This is a genomic window from Priestia sp. YIM B13489, assembly GCF_042787645.1.
GTDB classification, from domain to species: domain Bacteria; phylum Bacillota; class Bacilli; order Bacillales; family Bacillaceae_H; genus Priestia; species Priestia megaterium.
This window is the reverse complement of sequence record NZ_JBHZOQ010000053.1, coordinates 4,516,061-4,533,089: the sequence shown is the minus strand read 5'-3', so window position 1 is coordinate 4,533,089 and position 17,029 is coordinate 4,516,061. Positions and strand designations below refer to the sequence as shown.

The following is a 17,029-nucleotide window of genomic DNA, read 5'->3' as shown; positions in this document are numbered from 1 at the left end:
CTTTTCTGTCAATACCAGCTTTTTTCCTTGCTTAACAAGCGCTTTGCTTCAAAAAAGAATATTTGAATAAATTTTTTGGTGTTAATGCGAATCGGCAAAATTTTAGAATCTCCCTGTAATTCTTTCATTTTTTTACGAACAGCTGTAAAGTCAAAAAACTTAGAAGCATAATTTTCAAATTTCGGATTTGAAAAGTCTGTTAATCCGATAGAAGCAAAGTGATTTAGTGAGTGAGTAACTGCTCGTCTTATTCGCTGTTCACAAGCTTTGGTTTCGCGATTAATTTCAATGGAAGACGCGTGAGCCCCTAATTTTTTCTCAGCCACATTCACAAAAATATTTTTTAGAGAAGGGAAATGTTTTTCCACACTTTCTCTTTGGTCATAAGTGTACAGAAACTGTAAAATATCCAGTAAATCTTTTGCACCATTTTCTCCTACAATACCTAACTCGGCTAATAAGAATTTACCTACATCGTATAGATGGGCTTGTTTCGTTACCGGCTGGCTTGAAGGGGGAGCGTGATGAGCTGTCGCTAAACTATTCAAGGAGGTTTTAATATCATCGATTGATTTCTCAAGGGAGATTCGTTCCATTACTTTTCGAATAACCGTTAAAATTTCAATTCGGTTAATTGGTTTTGTAATATAGTATTCAATTCCTAATGAGTAGGCTTCTCCTATCAATTCTTTGGATTCCACCTGTGAAATCATAATCATTTTTCCTTTAAATGAATCTTTTAAATGACGAATCGTTTCGATTCCGTCACGTCCTGGCATAAGTAAATCGATAAATAAAATATCAATTTGTTTTAAATTTAACGTAGAGGCATCTAAAAAGCTTCCGTCGACGACTTCTTCTACAACTTCTCCTAAATCCTCATCTTCAATCAGCTGACTGAGCGTTGAACGAATAGCTGAATCGTCATCTGTAATACAAAATCGCATAAACTCATCCTTTCTGAATTAAATTACGAAGGGGGATTTGAATGATAAACGTCATTCCGCTGTCTTCTTGTGTAGCTTTAATCGTACCTTCAAGTTCTTGAACAATATCTTTTACATAAGAAAGACCAATGCCAGTAGAGGGGTTTCCAAATTGATCGTATTTTGAGGTGAAACCAGGTTCAAAGATAGCTTTTTCGTACTTTAAAGGTACTCCAGGACCGTTGTCTTGTACATGAAATTCTACATGTTCAGCTTGTCTATGTACCGATAAAACAATCCTTCCTTCATCTTTAATCGCTTCCACTGCGTTGGCTACCAAGTTATTAATGATCGATAAAATGGTGTAAACGTGGTAGCTGAAATGTTCCCCGTTTACAGAAGAAAAAAAGGTGATTTGTTTGTGAAGAGAATCGGCATATTTTTTGTTGATGCGTACGATCAGCTCGATTAATTCCTCTGCTTTCATATAATTTTGGAAACTTTCATTTGAAATTGTTTTAGATAAGCCCGCAAAAATACGCTGGTTGTCTTTTTTTACTTCGTGAATATCTCCCGCAATCCGAAGCGCTTTTTTACTGAGCATTTGGTTTAGCACAGAATGATCTTTTTCCTGCTGATTTAATACGCGGTATAAATCGTACGAAGCTTTTGTAATCGATTCTGTATTATGAAGGGTCTTTTTTAAATGAACGGTTTCTTCATAAAGGCTTGTAATGAGCATTAGCATGTGCTCATTTTGTTTGCGAATTTGACGTTCTCGTGACTGTGATTCATAAATCGTCATCATATTAAAAAAGCTAAGTACAATGAAGCTGTGAGCAAAAGCAATAACGGCCATGTCAGATAATGAATCGACATGGATTGTTGTGTGCAAAACTATATACTGCGCAGTTAGTTCCACTACATCAGCAGCAATTTCAATGATGAGTCCAATCACTCCAATTACAATAGCACTATAGTTCATGCGGCTTACTTTAAAAACAAAAAATAAAAGTGCATACGTAAAGTAGAAGAAAAACGTAGGGTAATGCGTATGTGCAGAAACCGCAAATTGAAAATGATCGAGCATGATATAATCGAGCATGATGCGAAAGAGAACGACACTTAAAGCGGTTAACAAGCCCCCGGCTAAAACGGTTTTTCGTTTTAAAAGCAACAGGAAAAAGAAAAATGTAGGAGCTCCAAATGTAATTCGAAATGTTTCATTTAACGGATAAAATTTTAACTCTCCCGCCAGCGGGACAGTAATGAGCATGAGCAATAAAATGTACGGATCTTTTCGAATGAAAGATTTAAAATTCAGATAATTCCACCTCCTGAAGTGATTCGTGAATTAGTATACATTGTGACAGCGTCCAGCACAATGGAGAAGAGTGCCAAAGATAAAAATATAATTACAAAAAGTTTTGTAGGTTTTTGTATGCTCTCGTAGGTTGCATTGTACATTAAAAACGAAAATGAAATTCCGCTTTATGAAAGCGCTTTAAAATAAAAAGTTAATTAAGTGATGAGGTGATTTTAATGAAAAGAGAAATTGAACAGGAAATGTCTTACTTACACGTCACTGCAAAAGAGCAGTTACATGAGTGGGTAGAGCAAATAAAAGAATTTTCTTCAGAAGGAAAAACGGCTGATTACATTCCAGCTCTGAAAGATATGGACTCGTCTCAATTAGGTATTTGTTTGATTGGTGCTGACGGAACTGTTATCCAGTCTGGAGATTATGAATCGGTATTTACTCTTCAAAGTATTTCTAAAGTCATTAGCTTTATAGCAGCTTGCTTATGCTGCGGCATTCCTTATGTGCTAGAGAGAGTGGATGTAGAGCCAACTGGAGATGCATTTAATTCTATTATAAGACTGGAAATGCATAAACCAGGAAAGCCGTTCAATCCTATGATTAACGCGGGTGCTTTAACGGTTTCATCTCTTTTATCTGGGGAGACGGCAAAAGAAAAATTAAGCTATTTGTTTGATGTGATAACAATGCTTACCGGGAAAACACCAATCATTAATGAAACGGTCTTTGAATCAGAATGGCAAACGTCTCATCGAAATCGTGCGCTTGCCTACTATTTAAAAGAAACGAACTACTTACAAGGAGAAGTAGAAGAGGTTCTAGAGGTTTACTTAAAGCAGTGCTCAATTGAAGTAACGACTGAAGATATTGCACTGATTGGATTAATCCTGTCATTAGATGGATATCATCCAGTGTTTCACAAACAAGTAATTCCAAAAGAAGTAGCTAAATTAACAAAAGCGCTCATGCTTACATGCGGTATGTATAATGCTTCAGGAAAGTTTGCGGCATTTGTTGGTATGCCAGCTAAAAGCGGTGTATCGGGAGGAATCATGTCATTGGTGCCACCTAATACGAAAAAGCAGTCTCCATTTCCAGACGGATGCGGTATCGGAATATACAGTCCAGCTATTGATGAGTACGGGAATAGCGTAAAAGGCGTTACGCTGCTAAAAAAAATCGCAAAAGAATGGGATTTGAGTATTTTTTAGTCTATTTACGTACTCTTCATTCGCTTCAATAATATAAACACCAAGAGAAAAAACTTTCATGTTGTGCATTTGTTCTACCAAATTTTTTAATGAGGTGATAGGCATGCAACAAGCAGTCGAAAGTGTGATTAGCGTCATCAATGATTTTTTTTGGTCGAATTTATTAATTATTTTACTTGTATCAATTGGTATTTATTTTACGATTCGCTCTCGTTTTTTGCAGTTTCGCATGTTGAAAGAAATGGTCCTTGTTTTGAAAGAAGGACGAGCGGCTAAAGGTGGAGGAGTCTCTCCGTTTCAAGCTTTTTGCATAAGCATGGCAGCTCGAGTAGGAACGGGAAATATTACAGGGATAGCGATTGCTATTGCACTTGGTGGCCCGGGTGCTGTATTTTGGATGTGGATTATTGCCATTATCGGTTCAGTATCAAGTTTTGTAGAAAGTACACTCGCTCAAATTTATAAAGTAAAAGGATCAAACGGGTTTCGAGGAGGACCCGCTTATTATATGGAAAAAGGGTTAAATAAAAGGTGGATGGGCGGGCTATTTGCTGTACTCATTACACTATCATTTGGCCTAGTGTTTAACGCTGTGCAGTCTAATACGATTACGCTAGCATTTGAGAACTCTTTTGGAACGAGCCGCTTGTTGGTTGGGATTATTATGACAGTTATATTTGCGGTAATTATTTTTGGCGGAATCAAACGCATCGCCAAGATATCGGAATACATCGTGGTCGTATTAGCCGTTTTATACATTGGAATGGCTCTGTTCATTATCTTTAAAAATATCGATCAAATGCCTGCGGTTCTATCTCTAATTGTGAAAAATGCATTTGGATTTGAACAGGCGCTTGGGGGGTCAATTGGTGCAACGTTAATCAACGGAGTAAAGCGCGGACTGTTTTCCAATGAAGCAGGAATGGGAAGTGCTCCCAACGCCGCGGCAACTGCAGTGACGAGCCATCCAGTTAAACAAGGTCTTATCCAAGCATTTGGTGTCTTGACGGATACACTCGTGATTTGTACAAGCACAGCATTTATCGTTCTCTTATCCCCCGCCTATAAGCAGGGACTAAGCGGCATTGAACTAACGCAAGCTTCTCTTAGTACCCATATTGGCTCTTGGGCATCAGGGTTTTTAGCTATCATGGTATTTCTATTTGCTTTTAGTACGCTAATTGGCAATTATTATTATGGAGAAACGAATATTGAGTTTTTAAATTCAAATAAGTTGTGGCTTTGGTCTTATCGTGTAGGTGTTTTAGCGATGGTTATTTTTGGATCGATCGCTCAGCTTCAGCTTGTATGGAATTTGGCAGACTTATTTATGGGGATGATGGTAGTCGTGAACTTGATTGCTATTTTTCTATTATCGAAAGTGGCATTTTCCGCCTTGCATGACTATACTGAGCAAAAAAAGGAAGGAAAAAATCCAGTCTTTTATAGAGATGCGTTAGAAAACAATCAAAATATCGAATGTTGGGAAAGAGAATCTGCTCCGCCCCCTTCTGAAAAAGAGAATATTATCTAAAAAAAGTTCAGCCAATTGGCTGAACTTTTTTTATGCGTTTTTCTTTAATTCAGTTTGCGCAGTGCCTTTAGAAAACAATGTTTCTTTCACGCCGTTAGTTGCTGCTTTTGTTTTGGCCGAAAAGATTGGATTTAAAATAACAACTACGAGTAAGTTAGATAATAATCCCCAGAATCCTTCATAAAGACCAAATGAATTTCCTGTGGCATGTACGGTAAACGTCACAACCAGCCCTACTACTAATCCAGCAATCGTACTTTCTTTCGATTGATTTCTCCAGAACAGACTGATAACGATAGCCGGGAAGATTTGTACCATACCGGATACCCCTAGTAACTGTAGGGAAACAAGTGCTTGAGGGAATAATAAACCGAATAAAAGTGCCAGTCCAATAACAACGAAAACCATCGAACGAGTAACCATTGTTAATGTTTTACCCTGTACATTTGGATTAATTAAATCTCTGAATATATTATTTGCAAATAAGTTAGACGCTCCGATAGCCATGATAGAACATGGAATTAATGAAGCAAGAGCAATCGTTGCATAAGCTAACCCTTGGCCAATGCCGCCATATGAATATTGAATTAAGGTTAATAATGCTAATCTAGGATCCGTTGTATCTTGAGGTAATACTTGATAAGCAATAAATCCTAAGAAGATGACTAGAATTAAAACAATATTGTAAAGCGGTAAGAAAATAGCATTTTTACGAAGCGAATCTGCACTTTTAGCAGTGAAAACACCTGTAGCAGCGTGGGCCCACATGAATAAAGCTAAAGCAGATACGAGTGATGCTGTAATAAACCATGGAATGCCTTTAGGTCCTTGTGTTGGGATCGTTAATAGCTGAGGTGAATCCTTTGCAACATTGTCGATCATGTTGCCCCAGCTTCCAAAATGCATAATTGGCAGAGAAACAACCATAAATAACATAATCGCCCATACTAAAATATCTTTAATAATTGCCGTATATGTGGGACCTTTAATTCCGCTGAAAAAGGTATAAAGAGCCACAAGAAAGAATGAAAGAATAACGACTGCTTTTACGTTAATGTAGCCAGTTCCTGCAACGCGAAGAGTATCTTGAATACCGCTAAGCTGAAGATCAATATATGGAATGAGCATCAATACACCTACTATAGCAATTAAAGAGGAGAGAAATTTACTGCTAAAACGTTCTCTGGCATAATCAGCAAGCGTAGTAAGTTTGTGCTTTTTAGCAACAGTCCAAAGCTTTGGAAGAAAAAAGTATGAAATTAAAAAGGCTAAAACAGAGTAAGGAATAGCAAAAAATGCGATGCTTCCCCCCTGATAAGCTGTACTTGTAAGACCTAGGAATGTATAAGCAGTATATAAATCTGCTCCTACTAAAAGCCAGACGAGCAGGCTTCCAAAACGTCTTCCACCTACAGCCCACTCTTCAACTGAGCTTCTAGATGATTTGTCACGTCCCGCTATAAAGCCAATTGCGATAACGACAAGAACAATTGCTGATGTGATTAAAAGTGCGGTTAAATTTCCTTGCATTATTCAATGTCCCCCCAAGATTTTTGTAAACGATAAATGATAAATGTACACACAGGCGTTAAGAAGACCCATAAAAATAACCATAAATGCAAAAGAGGTAATCCAAAAATAATTGGATGAATGTTATTTACAAAAGGTAAAAAAACGAATTGAGCAATAAATGGAATGATGAATAAAATAAAAATTATGAATTTTCTGTTCAATTTTACTCCTCCTACTAAAAATTTATCTAACAATGTTCACTATGATAGCAAGTCTGACATGGTAAAGCAATAAGTTTTTTGAAAATTTCGTTATAATCTATGGAAATTTTTTTAGAAAAACAAAAAAGAGGTTATGGTGGGAGTATATTTGAAATGATTACGAAGGAAAAAAAGGGGGATAATCTAAGCGAAGTTGCTCTTGAAGCAAAAAGAGAACGGTAAAGAAGAAATTTAGTTTTGACCGGGAAGTTTTTATTATTTCGCTGAGATAAAGTATATTGCTATTGCATCATAAGAAAAGAATTTGTATGTTCAAATAGAGATTCATGGAAAGAATAAAACAGAGCAAATAAAAAAACTAGACAATAAGTGCTTGTCTAGTTCCACCACTCTGTCAGTGGTCCTTTGTCGCCATAAACAGGATCTGTTGTAGGAATAGGTACTTGTGCAATTTCATCAAATACGTGAGGGCGATCAGTTTGTTTTCCTGTTCTTAAATTGTAATCCATGCCCTCTGGATAAGCTCCAACCACTTTAAAATCAGCAGTTGACTGCAGACGCATATGCCCTGTTCCTGCAGGAAGTACGAGCACATCGCCAGCATGCACCACGATATTTTCCCCCATATGTCCACCTAGTTTTAAACGTGCAGATCCGCTAATTACACCTAGTGCTTCATGAGAATTACTGTGGTAATGGTGAAAATCATGTATGCCGCCTACCCAGCTGTTTTTCCAGTTGTGAGAATTAAAAATGCTCTCCACTTTCTCTTTCTTACTAATAAATACGTGTTCATACAACAAAACTGGAAGACGAGGGTGATTTGGAATGGTTCCGTCGTCATCAAAATAAAGAACTTTTACATTTGCATAATTCATAAGCATCCCTCTAACAATCTTTTTTCGTAATTTTCCCTGTTTTGCGCTTGCGTAAACAGAGAAGTTTGCTCGAAGTACTTCATTTGTTGCGAAGTGCATGATATGTAGGTTTTAACGTTTTCCTAAAAGAAGTCTCCCACTTCAAGCGTAGCTAAGCGGTGGGCAGTTCACTTTAGTATCTTTTCTTCATATTGTATATAAGTAAAGGGTCTAGTGCAAGAATTCTATGGATATATAGCTGTTAATTCTTATTATGTAAATGAATATTATATATTAATATAATTTTTATAAGGTAATCTGCTCGTGGAGTAAAAGAATCAAACAACAAGAAAGGTTAGGATTTTAGTTGTTTTTTGTAATTAAAAAGAGATTTCAGAAGTTTTATTCGGAATTTTACGAATAATTTATTATCTTTATAAAAGTAATGTAAACATTTTTGTGTATTGAGTAATAGAAATGAATGTTATATACTGATAAAAAATATATTCCTATATGTGACTGGCGCAACATGGATGACCATGGGGGAGCATATAGCGTATAAGCCGCGCGCCTGGGCAAACACTTGAGAAAATTCCGCAAGTGTTTTTTTTATTTTCCTAGGGAAGAGGAGTAGATTTGGATGAGCAATATGCAAAGGAAGATGGGAACATTTGCTTTAACCATGACAGGCATAGGTTCGATTATCGGTTCAGGGTGGCTGTTTGGAGCATGGAAAGCAGCTCAAATTGCGGGACCCGCGGCTATTTTTTCATGGGTTATTGGAATGGTGGTTATTTTGACCATTGCCCTATCATATGCTGAACTGGGCGCGATGTTTCCACAAGCAGGAGGGATGGTTAAATATCCTCAGTATTCACACGGATCATTTATTGGTTTTTTGGCTGCTTGGGCTAACTGGATTTCAATCGCTTCAACGATAACAGTGGAGGCTATTGCATCTGTGCAATATATGAGTACTTGGCCGTGGAAGTGGGCTCGCTGGACTCATGAATTGGTAGACAATGGCATTTTAACGTCCAAGGGGTTGGCAGTTGCGTCTTTGTTATTATTCGTTTACTTTTTTGTGAACTATTGGACGGTAAATCTCTTTGCGAAAGCAAACTCATTTATTACGATTGTTAAATTAATTATTCCTGGTTTAACGGCAGGGGCTTTATTTTTCGCTGGTTTTCATAGTGGAAACTTTTCAAGTGAGCATGGGGTTGCCCCTTATGGGTGGGCCAGTGTTTTAACGGCAGTGGCAACATCAGGTATTGTGTTTGCATTTAATGGGTTTCAAAGTCCTGTAAATATGGCAGGAGAAGCAAAATCACCTAATAAATCGATTCCGATAGCTGTAATTGGTTCAATTTTTATTGCAGGAATTGTATACATTATATTGCAAATTGTCTTTATCGGAGCAGTAAGTCCGTCATCAATTGCTGATGGATGGAATCATTTGAATTTTAATTCTCCTTTTGCTGATTTAGCGATTGCGCTTGGAATTAACTGGCTAACAATTGTGTTATACGCAGACGCATTTGTTTCTCCTTCCGGCACAGGTGCTACATATACGGCAACTACTTCTAGAATGTTATACGGGATGCAGCAAAATGGATACTTGCCAAAGATATTTGGTACTCTTCATCCACTTTACAATGTCCCGCGCCCAGCTATGTGGCTGAATTTAGCAGCTTGCTTCTTGTTTCTCTTTTTATTTAGAGGATGGGGTGTCTTAGCAGAAGTGATCTCAGTAGCGACGCTTATCTCTTATATTATGGGTCCTGTAGCGCTTATAACATTAAGAAAAACGGCTTCACACTTTTACCGTCCATTTTATTTAAAAGGGGCATCAGTTATTGCGCCATGCGGCTTCGTTTTTGCTTCCTTGACGCTTTACTGGGCAAGGTGGCCACTTACAGGTGAAGTGATCTTTATTATGGCAATTGGCCTGCCTGTTTATTTTTATTACCAAGCGAAAAATAAATGGGTGGGCTTTAAAAAAGAATTTTTAACCGGGGCTTGGATGCTTATCTATTTAGCGTGCATGATTTTTATTTCCTACATAGGAAGCGAAAAATTCGGAGGCAAAAATATTTTGCCTTTCGGATGGGATATGCTAGTGATTGCTTGCGTATCATTAGCTTTTTATTACTGGGGAATTAAAAGCGGCAAATCTAACCGATATATGAAAGAAGCTGAACAAATCAATCAAGAAAATTTTAAATCTAAATAAAAAAACACGAGCCCGTGCTCGTGTTTTTTTATTTAGGTCAGTGGAGAATTTAGACTTAGTTTTTATCAAAATATTGTAAAAAATATAGATTTTAAGGTTTAAGTATTTATACAGGGGGAACCTTTATTTGGGATAAAGTTCTAAAAAAACAAAATAAAGGGGATTGGGAAGCTGTGAAAAAAATGAATGTTTTGGCTTTGGCTTTTGTACTTATGCTAGTATTAGCGGCTTGCAACAGTTCTAAGGAAACGGGAGGATCCACTTCGGCTAAAAATAAGACGATTGAAGCATCCATTGACAGCGCTTCTTACATTTTAGTAGATAGTGATGAAGGAGCTACAAGTGAAGAAAAAGGGCTGTTGAAAGTTGATTTAAAAGTGAAAAATGTATCCAAAAACAGTATATCTTTATCAGATTATGACGGTGTGTATTTATACGAAGGAGATGAACAGCTGTCTCCAAAAACGGGAGTGAACAGTCGTGAGCTTGGACTAGAAAGCAGTGCATCTGACAAGATTGGCGCTGGAAAGCAAAAAAAATTAACATTTGTCTTTGAAGTCAAAAAAGATAAAAAGTACAAAATTGGGCTTCAGCCAAAATCATCTGATTATGATGAAGAAATCGACGAAGTGACATTAACACTGGATACGAAAAAATACGCCAAAAGCTATAATAAGCTGCAAGACCCAGAAAAAGCTCTGCAAGCTTACACAGAAGTCCTTTACTTAAACAAAGAAAACGTAGACTATGATAAATATGTAACAGCAGATAAAACAGCTGTCATAGAAGAACAGAAAAAAGCGTTTAATGAGGAATTAAAAGGTGCGTTTTCTAACAGTTTAACCGACAAAGCAAAAAAAGATTTTTTTAACATGTATAAAGATGTTTTAAAAGAAAAAGCAAGCGTGAAAACAAATGTGATTGCGAATGCAAATAATAAAGCCGTAGTAGAAGTGGAGTACACTACTCTTGATTTATCAGACTTATATTCATACGTATCGCAGCTTAAGCGAGCATACACAGATGAAACGAAAGATTACGATACAGAACACTCTGAAGAGTTTGTGGCTTCTAAATTCAAAGATATTGTAAATGAATTAGAAACGAAAGAAGGAAGGCGTCCCCTACGAATTTTTATGGTGAAAGAAGATGAGAAATGGACTGTAAAATCAAGTGACCTATACAGTGATTCTTTAGGTAAAACGTTTGGATCAAGCTATATTCGATAGACAAAAAAGAGAAGAATTTTTCTTCTCTTTTTTGTTTTCTGTAAATAAATCAACGAGCTTTTTGTAAAGCTAAATTTATCAAAATATGCTAGTATAGGTTCATTCATTCTTTTATTCTTATTATGATAGGCATCAATGGAGGTTCTTACTAATGAAAGCAAATTATTGTAAAGATACAAAGGCAGTTCGAACGAGCCGCATTTTTCCTAATGATATTAATAATCACAATACGTTATTTGGCGGAAAGTTAATGAGTGATATTGATATGATTGCGTCCATTTCAGCTTATCGTCACAGTCGTACAGAGTGTGTGACAGCTTCAGCAGACTCTATTCATTTTCTGCACCCTATTACGCCTCAGGATTCTGTATGTTTGGAGTCATACGTATCATGGGCAGGTCGTTCATCCATGGAAGTGTTTGTGAAAGTGATTAAAGAAAATTTAAAAACCGGGGAGCGTCAAATTGCAGCTACATCATTTTTAACTTTTGTGGCAATGGATGATGATGGAAAGCCCCGCGCAGTACCGGAGCTTATTCCAGAAACAGAAGAAGAAAAATACCTGTTTCAAACGGGGGCAGATCGCGCTACCACGCGTAAACAAGTGCGTAAAAAAAGCAATGAACTAGCCTCGGTATTGGATTTAGGACAACCTTGGTAGCATAAAAGAGAGGCCGAGACAAAAGAAAAGTGTTTTAGCTCAAATGAAAAACGAACCAGTGATCAACATGTTTGATTAGTGGTTCGTTTTTTTTGTTATGGTAAACGTAGGTTTCATCTGTTTCGTTCCTTCTAGCAGCTGATTGGAGGGCAAGAGGAAGACTAAGGGGGGAAAAGCGAAAGAGACGAGGAGGCTCATCGGCCACCTGCGGAAAGCAAAATCTTGCACAGAAATCAACTGCGGTGTCACAAGCGGTTCGACTTATATATCCCATTTGTTCGTCTTTAGATTGGATTCATTTAGTTATGTCTTAACCTCTCTTTTATATTTGATGAATCTCCTCTCCTGAACGAGAGGAGGAAATAAAATTATATGAAATTTATTTTCGTTCATGGTAATATGAATTTAATATAATTTTCTAAAAAGTTTAAAAAGTACAACATTTATAAAGGAAGGTGTCGTGTCTAATGGTAACAGTAGAAGCAGCAGAAAGACAAAACAGCAGCACTGCCCTGCGCCGTGATGTAAAGTTTCTCGGTCAATTGTTAGGGAAAGTTCTGGTTCACCAAGGTGGAGAGGAACTGCTCAGCAAAGTAGAAAAAATACGCGAAGTAGCAAAATCACTTAGAGAAAACAAAGATGAAGTTATCTATAAAGAAATAAAAAATGAAATCGTTACTCTTGAACAGCCGATGCGCGAGCAGGTTATTCGGGCGTTTGCAGTTTATTTTCATTTAGTTAATATTGCAGAGCAAAATCATCGAATTCGTCGCAGACGCGAATATCAGCAGCAAGAAGATTCTATTATGCAGCCGGGCTCATTGGAAAGTGCCGTTGTTTCGCTTAAAAATAATGGCGTGGCGCCAGACGTAATTGCTAACTTGCTTCAAACTCTATCTCTAGAGCTCATCATCACTGCTCATCCAACAGAAGCGACTAGACGAAGTGTCCTTGATATTCATAAACGAATGGCTGAGCTTCTAAAAAACTTGGATAATCCAACGTTAACAAAACGTGAACGTACGGAAATTGAAGAAAGACTGTTTAGCGAAGTATTAATTTTATGGCAAACAAATGAACTGCGAGATCGCAAGCCGACGGTAATGGATGAGGTATCCAATGGATTATATTATTTTGATGAAACGTTATTTGAAGTGCTTCCTCAACTTCATCAGGAGTTGGAAAATTCATTGCAGGAGAATTACCCTGAAGAAAATTGGAAGGTGCCTAATATTCTTCGATTTGGTTCATGGATTGGCGGAGACCGAGATGGAAATCCAAACGTAACTCCTAAAGTAACGTGGCAAACGCTTGTCAAACAAAGGAAGTTAGCTATTCGTAAATATAAAGAGTCGCTTACTCAATTGAGACAAAGGTTAAGTCAGTCTACAAAAAGAGTCGCAGTTTCAGATAATCTTCTTGATTCTATTAATCAAGAAATATCGCTGCTGCCTGAGAAAAAGCGATGGAGAATCAAACACGAGGTATATCGCTGCAAGCTTACGATTATGCTTCATAAATTAAATTTAGTTGGAGAATCGGAAGCAGGCTATCAAAGGTCGGAAGAACTTCTACATGATTTATTTCTAATCAAAGATAGCTTGCAAAAGCACCAGCCTCAGGATTATCATTTAAAAAGCTTATGTAAGTTAATTCGCCAAGTTGAGCTGTTTGGTTTTCATTTAGCAACGCTTGATATCCGTAATCACAGCGGGGAACATGAAGCGGCAATCAAAGAAATTTTCCATGCTGTTTCTTTAGCTGAAGATTATTCAGCGTTAACGGAAGAGAAAAAAGTTGAGCTGCTAGGTAAAGTTCTTCAAGACCCAAGACCTGTGATATCGTTTGTAGAGAATTACTCTAAAGAAACGCAGCAAGTAATTGAAGTATTTAACATGATTCATCGAGCACATAAAGAATTTGGAGAAAGATCTATTGAAGTCTACTTAATCAGTATGACCCAGACTGCAAGTGACTTGTTAGAAGTTATGGTACTGGCCAAAGAAGCGGGTATTTACCGCCTTCATGCAGATGGCCGCATTGAAAGTAAGTTAAATATAGCTCCGCTGCTTGAAACGATTGATGATCTCACAGCGGGTCCTAAAATCATGGAACAGCTATTTCAATTAGATTTTTATCGTGAGCACTTAAGGAAACAGCAGGATTTGCAGGAAATTATGCTTGGCTACTCAGATGGAAGCAAAGATGGAGGAACGCTTACTGCTAATTGGAAGCTCTATAAAGCGCAGCAGGAAATTCACGATATGGCGAGGAAGTATCAAGTTCGTCTGAAGTTTTTCCATGGCCGAGGCGGCTCACTAGGCCGAGGAGGTGGACCGTTAAACCGAAGCATTTTATCTCAGCCTGTTGAGACGCTAGGAGACGGTGTGAAAATTACAGAGCAAGGAGAAGTTCTTTCTTCTAGATATGCTTTATATGACATTGCCTACCGAAGCCTTGAACAAGCGGTCTCAGCTCTTCTTACAGCGGCAGCAAATGTTTCTCAAGAAGCTGAACAATGTGATATTCGTACACATGAATGGGAAGAAACAATGGACGAGATTTCAACTGCTTCTTTACGTAAGTATCAAGAGCTTGTTTTCAAAGATCCAGACTTTTTAACGTATTTTAAACAAGCTACACCTCTTCCTGAGCTGGGGGCTTTAAATATTGGGTCACGTCCAATGAGTCGAAAAGGAAGTGATCGCTTTGAAGACTTGCGAGCGATTCCGTGGGTATTTGCATGGACGCAAAGCAGACAGCTGCTTCCAGCCTGGTACGCTGCAGGTACGGGCTTACAGCATTTAGTAGAGAAATCTGGAGATATACAGCTTCTTCAGCAAATGTATAAAGAATGGCCATTTTTCCGCTCGACCGTCGATAATCTGCAAATGGCCTTAACAAAAGCAGATTTAATGGCAGCAAAAGAATACACGGAAATGGTACAAGACCCGGCTATTTCAGAGCGGATTTTTACCGCTATTAAAAAAGAGTATAATCTCACAAAAGAAATGATTCTTCAAATCACAGGTCAAAAAGAATTAATGGATCATCTTCCTACGATTAAAGAATCTATTAAATTACGAAATCCGTATGTGGACCCTCTAACATTCTTACAAGTTAAGGTCATTTCCAAGCTGCGTGAAGATGAGGCTGGAACGTTAAATGAAGAACTTTTAAAAGAAGCGTTATTAACGATTAACGGCATTGCAGCAGGGTTGCGTAATACAGGCTGATGATACCAAAAGACACCTCAAGAAAATAAAAGAGGTGTCTTTTGCTTATTCTTCTCACATAAAGAACTGCCTGTCAGTTCCCTCTCTTTTAAAGAGAACTTCCGCCTGTTAAATAGGCACTGAGAAAAATCAATGATAGAATAGAAAAAAGATGGAAATATTCTACAACTGAATACGAGTGATGGGGAACTAGATTGAATATGGAGGACGAGGACAATGGTAAAAAATTCGCAAATCTTCATTGAAGCTGACTCCGAGAATTCTGTATTTATTGGACTGGAATTTTGTGAGTATACACAAAAAATGAATCCTACTTGTTTGTCCAAACAGCATATAAATGTGTTTATTCATCCGGAAGAACTCACCGTGGAATTTAAGAAAACAAAAAGTGATAGAACTATCGATGATTTTCATCTCATGCATATCGTTCCGGTTCATTGCTTTAATTATTTATTATGTTCGATTTCGCAAGGTATTGTTACAGATGTTCAGCTGAAAGCGGTTGGCCATCAAGGAGAAACGTTGTTTGAAGAAAATCTTACATTAAAGTTTCATGAAAAAGCGACGGATTATGAAGAAACCCTCTCATTTTTCAAGCATTTAAATCAAGAAATACAAAAGCAGACGAAAAAATATACAGCCAGTTATATGAGCTCATAATAAAGCAAGCTGCGGTTTTTAAAACCGCAGCTTTTATTCGTTTAACCGAAAAAATTATGTTAGAGATGCTTACAAATCAAGAGATTTTTCAGTGGGAAATTGATAAAGTAAAACTAAGAGAAATCAGTGGACAGAAAAGCTTTTAGCGGCTGGCCGCTCTTTATTCAATATATAAGGGTTAGGTTTTAAGGTTAAAAAAATAGCGATGAATACGTATTGTCGTTGTAGATGAAGTGCTAAGGTCGCTCTATCTGCAATCATGTAGAATCTTCGCGCGCTTATAGTCTGTTTTACGGAACGAAAAAGCTGCGGAAATAGAAGCACTCCTTCTATTTCTGCGGTTTTTTTTATAAACAAGAAATAAATTTACTTATTGTACGGAGGCGATGCAGATGATTAAAGATTTAGTATTGGCTAAGGAATGGCTGCCTGCAGCTTATTCACATGATTTAACAGATCAGCCCTTGCAAGTAACGATTTTAGAAGAGCGAGTTGTCCTTTTTCGCACAACTAATGCTATTAAAGCATTTAAGGATTTGTGCATCCACCGCGGTGCAGCGTTATCTCTTGGAAAAGTGGTAGATGATTGCATTGTATGCCCTTATCACGGATGGAAATACGATGATGCCGGGGCTTGTGTGAAAATTCCTCAACAGCCGCCGGGAAGAGCTATTCCTTCAAAAGCAAAAGCACAGGTGTATGACTGCGTTGAAAAGTACGGGATTATATGGGTGAAGATGAACAGCGAGGCAGGTGATACTCCTCTTCCCCTGTATGATGAACATCTTAACTCCGGATTCAAAACGGTTTGCGCCAGCCCTCATACTCTGCAGGCAGCAGCTCCTCGTGTCGTAGAAAACTTTCTAGATGTAAGCCATTTGGCTTTTGTTCACGAAGGAAGCCTGGGGCACTCTGACTACGCCGAAATTCCTGATTATAAGGTGCATTGGAAAGATAACCGATACGTTTCTGATGAAATCGCTGTGTACGCAGATGCAGATGGCACGGGTAACTTTGCGACTATTTATTATACCTTTGAAATTCTTCGTCCTACCGTTGCAAGGTTGAAAAAAGTTAACTACGAAACGGGTGAAATCTTTTCAATGCTGTTTGCGGTTTTACCTGAAGAGGAAAGAAAGTCCACCGTGTTTGCGCTGGTTTCTAGAAACTATTCGTTTGATGCACCTGATCAATATTTCCGCGATTTTCAGCAGCTTATTATTGAACAAGATACCAGTATTGTGGAAAGTCAAAAACCAGAAGAGCTGCCGCTTGACTTACAAGCAGAGCTTCATTTGAATCCGGACCGACTGAGTATTGCGTATAGAAGATGGCTCGGCGATTTAGGAGTAACCTTTGGAAGTGACATAGGAGAAAGATTAAAAAAAGCTGCTCAATAAAAAAAGAAGAAAGGAGTCTCCTTTC

The 17,029-nt window shown here is 37.8% G+C and carries 13 protein-coding genes and 1 riboswitch; of the genes, 8 read left to right on the top strand and 5 right to left on the bottom strand.

All coding sequences use genetic code 11. The features are described from left to right. Positions 1 to 8 precede the first annotated feature (8 nt). Together ACFX4W_RS29155 and ACFX4W_RS29150 are read right to left on the bottom strand one after the other, a co-directional pair. The gene (locus ACFX4W_RS29155) at positions 9 to 947 is read right to left on the bottom strand and encodes a response regulator (RefSeq protein ID WP_043980348.1); all 939 of its coding nucleotides are present in this window, start codon (positions 945 to 947) and stop codon (positions 9 to 11) included. A 4-nt stretch (positions 948 to 951) separates the two neighbouring features. Then, complete coding sequence (locus tag ACFX4W_RS29150; protein WP_043980640.1) at positions 952 to 2,202, bottom strand: ATP-binding protein; 1,251 nt, start codon at positions 2,200 to 2,202, stop codon at positions 952 to 954. Positions 2,203 to 2,468: 266 nt separating this feature from the next. Between ACFX4W_RS29150 and ACFX4W_RS29145 the strand changes: the two genes are divergently transcribed. Together ACFX4W_RS29145 and ACFX4W_RS29140 are read left to right on the top strand one after the other, a co-directional pair. After that, the gene (locus ACFX4W_RS29145; protein ID WP_043980347.1) at positions 2,469 to 3,458 is read left to right on the top strand and encodes a glutaminase; all 990 of its coding nucleotides are present in this window, start codon (positions 2,469 to 2,471) and stop codon (positions 3,456 to 3,458) included. Positions 3,459 to 3,561: 103 nt separating this feature from the next. Then, entirely contained in the window at positions 3,562 to 4,992 is a 1,431-nt protein-coding gene (locus tag ACFX4W_RS29140; RefSeq protein ID WP_043980344.1) for an alanine/glycine:cation symporter family protein, read from the top strand. Positions 4,993 to 5,022: 30 nt separating this feature from the next. Here the strand turns inward: ACFX4W_RS29140 and ACFX4W_RS29135 are convergent, their stop codons facing one another. The 3 genes from ACFX4W_RS29135 to ACFX4W_RS29125 form a co-directional block, all read right to left on the bottom strand. Further along, complete coding sequence (locus ACFX4W_RS29135) at positions 5,023 to 6,522, bottom strand: sodium:solute symporter family protein (RefSeq protein ID WP_043980342.1); 1,500 nt, start codon at positions 6,520 to 6,522, stop codon at positions 5,023 to 5,025. Then, positions 6,522 to 6,725, bottom strand: a complete 204-nt coding sequence (locus ACFX4W_RS29130) for a DUF3311 domain-containing protein (RefSeq protein WP_043980340.1) — start codon at positions 6,723 to 6,725, stop codon at positions 6,522 to 6,524. The genes ACFX4W_RS29135 and ACFX4W_RS29130 overlap by 1 nt, the downstream gene beginning before the upstream one ends. Positions 6,726 to 7,102: 377 nt before the next feature. Continuing rightward, a complete protein-coding gene (locus tag ACFX4W_RS29125; RefSeq protein ID WP_080781639.1) occupies positions 7,103 to 7,702 on the bottom strand; it encodes a cupin domain-containing protein in 600 nt (199 codons plus the stop codon). A gap of 385 nt (positions 7,703 to 8,087) precedes the next feature. Beyond that, a riboswitch (ZMP/ZTP riboswitch) is annotated at positions 8,088 to 8,166 on the top strand. A gap of 56 nt (positions 8,167 to 8,222) precedes the next feature. Here ACFX4W_RS29125 and ACFX4W_RS29120 point away from each other — a divergent pair. The 6 genes from ACFX4W_RS29120 (at position 8,223) to ACFX4W_RS29095 (ending at position 17,004) form a co-directional block, all read left to right on the top strand. After that, positions 8,223 to 9,818: a glutamate/serine transporter AimA gene (locus tag ACFX4W_RS29120; protein WP_013055516.1), complete on the top strand. Its 1,596-nt coding sequence runs from the start codon at positions 8,223 to 8,225 to the stop codon at positions 9,816 to 9,818. Between the two features lie 182 nt (positions 9,819 to 10,000). Beyond that, positions 10,001 to 11,047 (top strand): DUF5105 domain-containing protein, encoded by a 1,047-nt coding sequence (locus ACFX4W_RS29115; protein ID WP_241771369.1) that lies wholly within the window; start codon positions 10,001 to 10,003, stop codon positions 11,045 to 11,047. 151 nt (positions 11,048 to 11,198) lie between these two features. Further along, positions 11,199 to 11,708 (top strand): acyl-CoA thioesterase, encoded by a 510-nt coding sequence (locus tag ACFX4W_RS29110; RefSeq protein WP_043980336.1) that lies wholly within the window; start codon positions 11,199 to 11,201, stop codon positions 11,706 to 11,708. Positions 11,709 to 12,175: 467 nt separating this feature from the next. Beyond that, entirely contained in the window at positions 12,176 to 14,944 is a 2,769-nt protein-coding gene (gene ppc / locus ACFX4W_RS29105) for a phosphoenolpyruvate carboxylase (protein WP_043980334.1), read from the top strand. Between the two features lie 216 nt (positions 14,945 to 15,160). Continuing rightward, entirely contained in the window at positions 15,161 to 15,604 is a 444-nt protein-coding gene (locus ACFX4W_RS29100) for a hypothetical protein (protein ID WP_014461480.1), read from the top strand. A gap of 392 nt (positions 15,605 to 15,996) precedes the next feature. Further along, entirely contained in the window at positions 15,997 to 17,004 is a 1,008-nt protein-coding gene (locus tag ACFX4W_RS29095; RefSeq protein ID WP_162213652.1) for an aromatic ring-hydroxylating dioxygenase subunit alpha, read from the top strand. Positions 17,005 to 17,029: the final 25 nt, after the last annotated feature.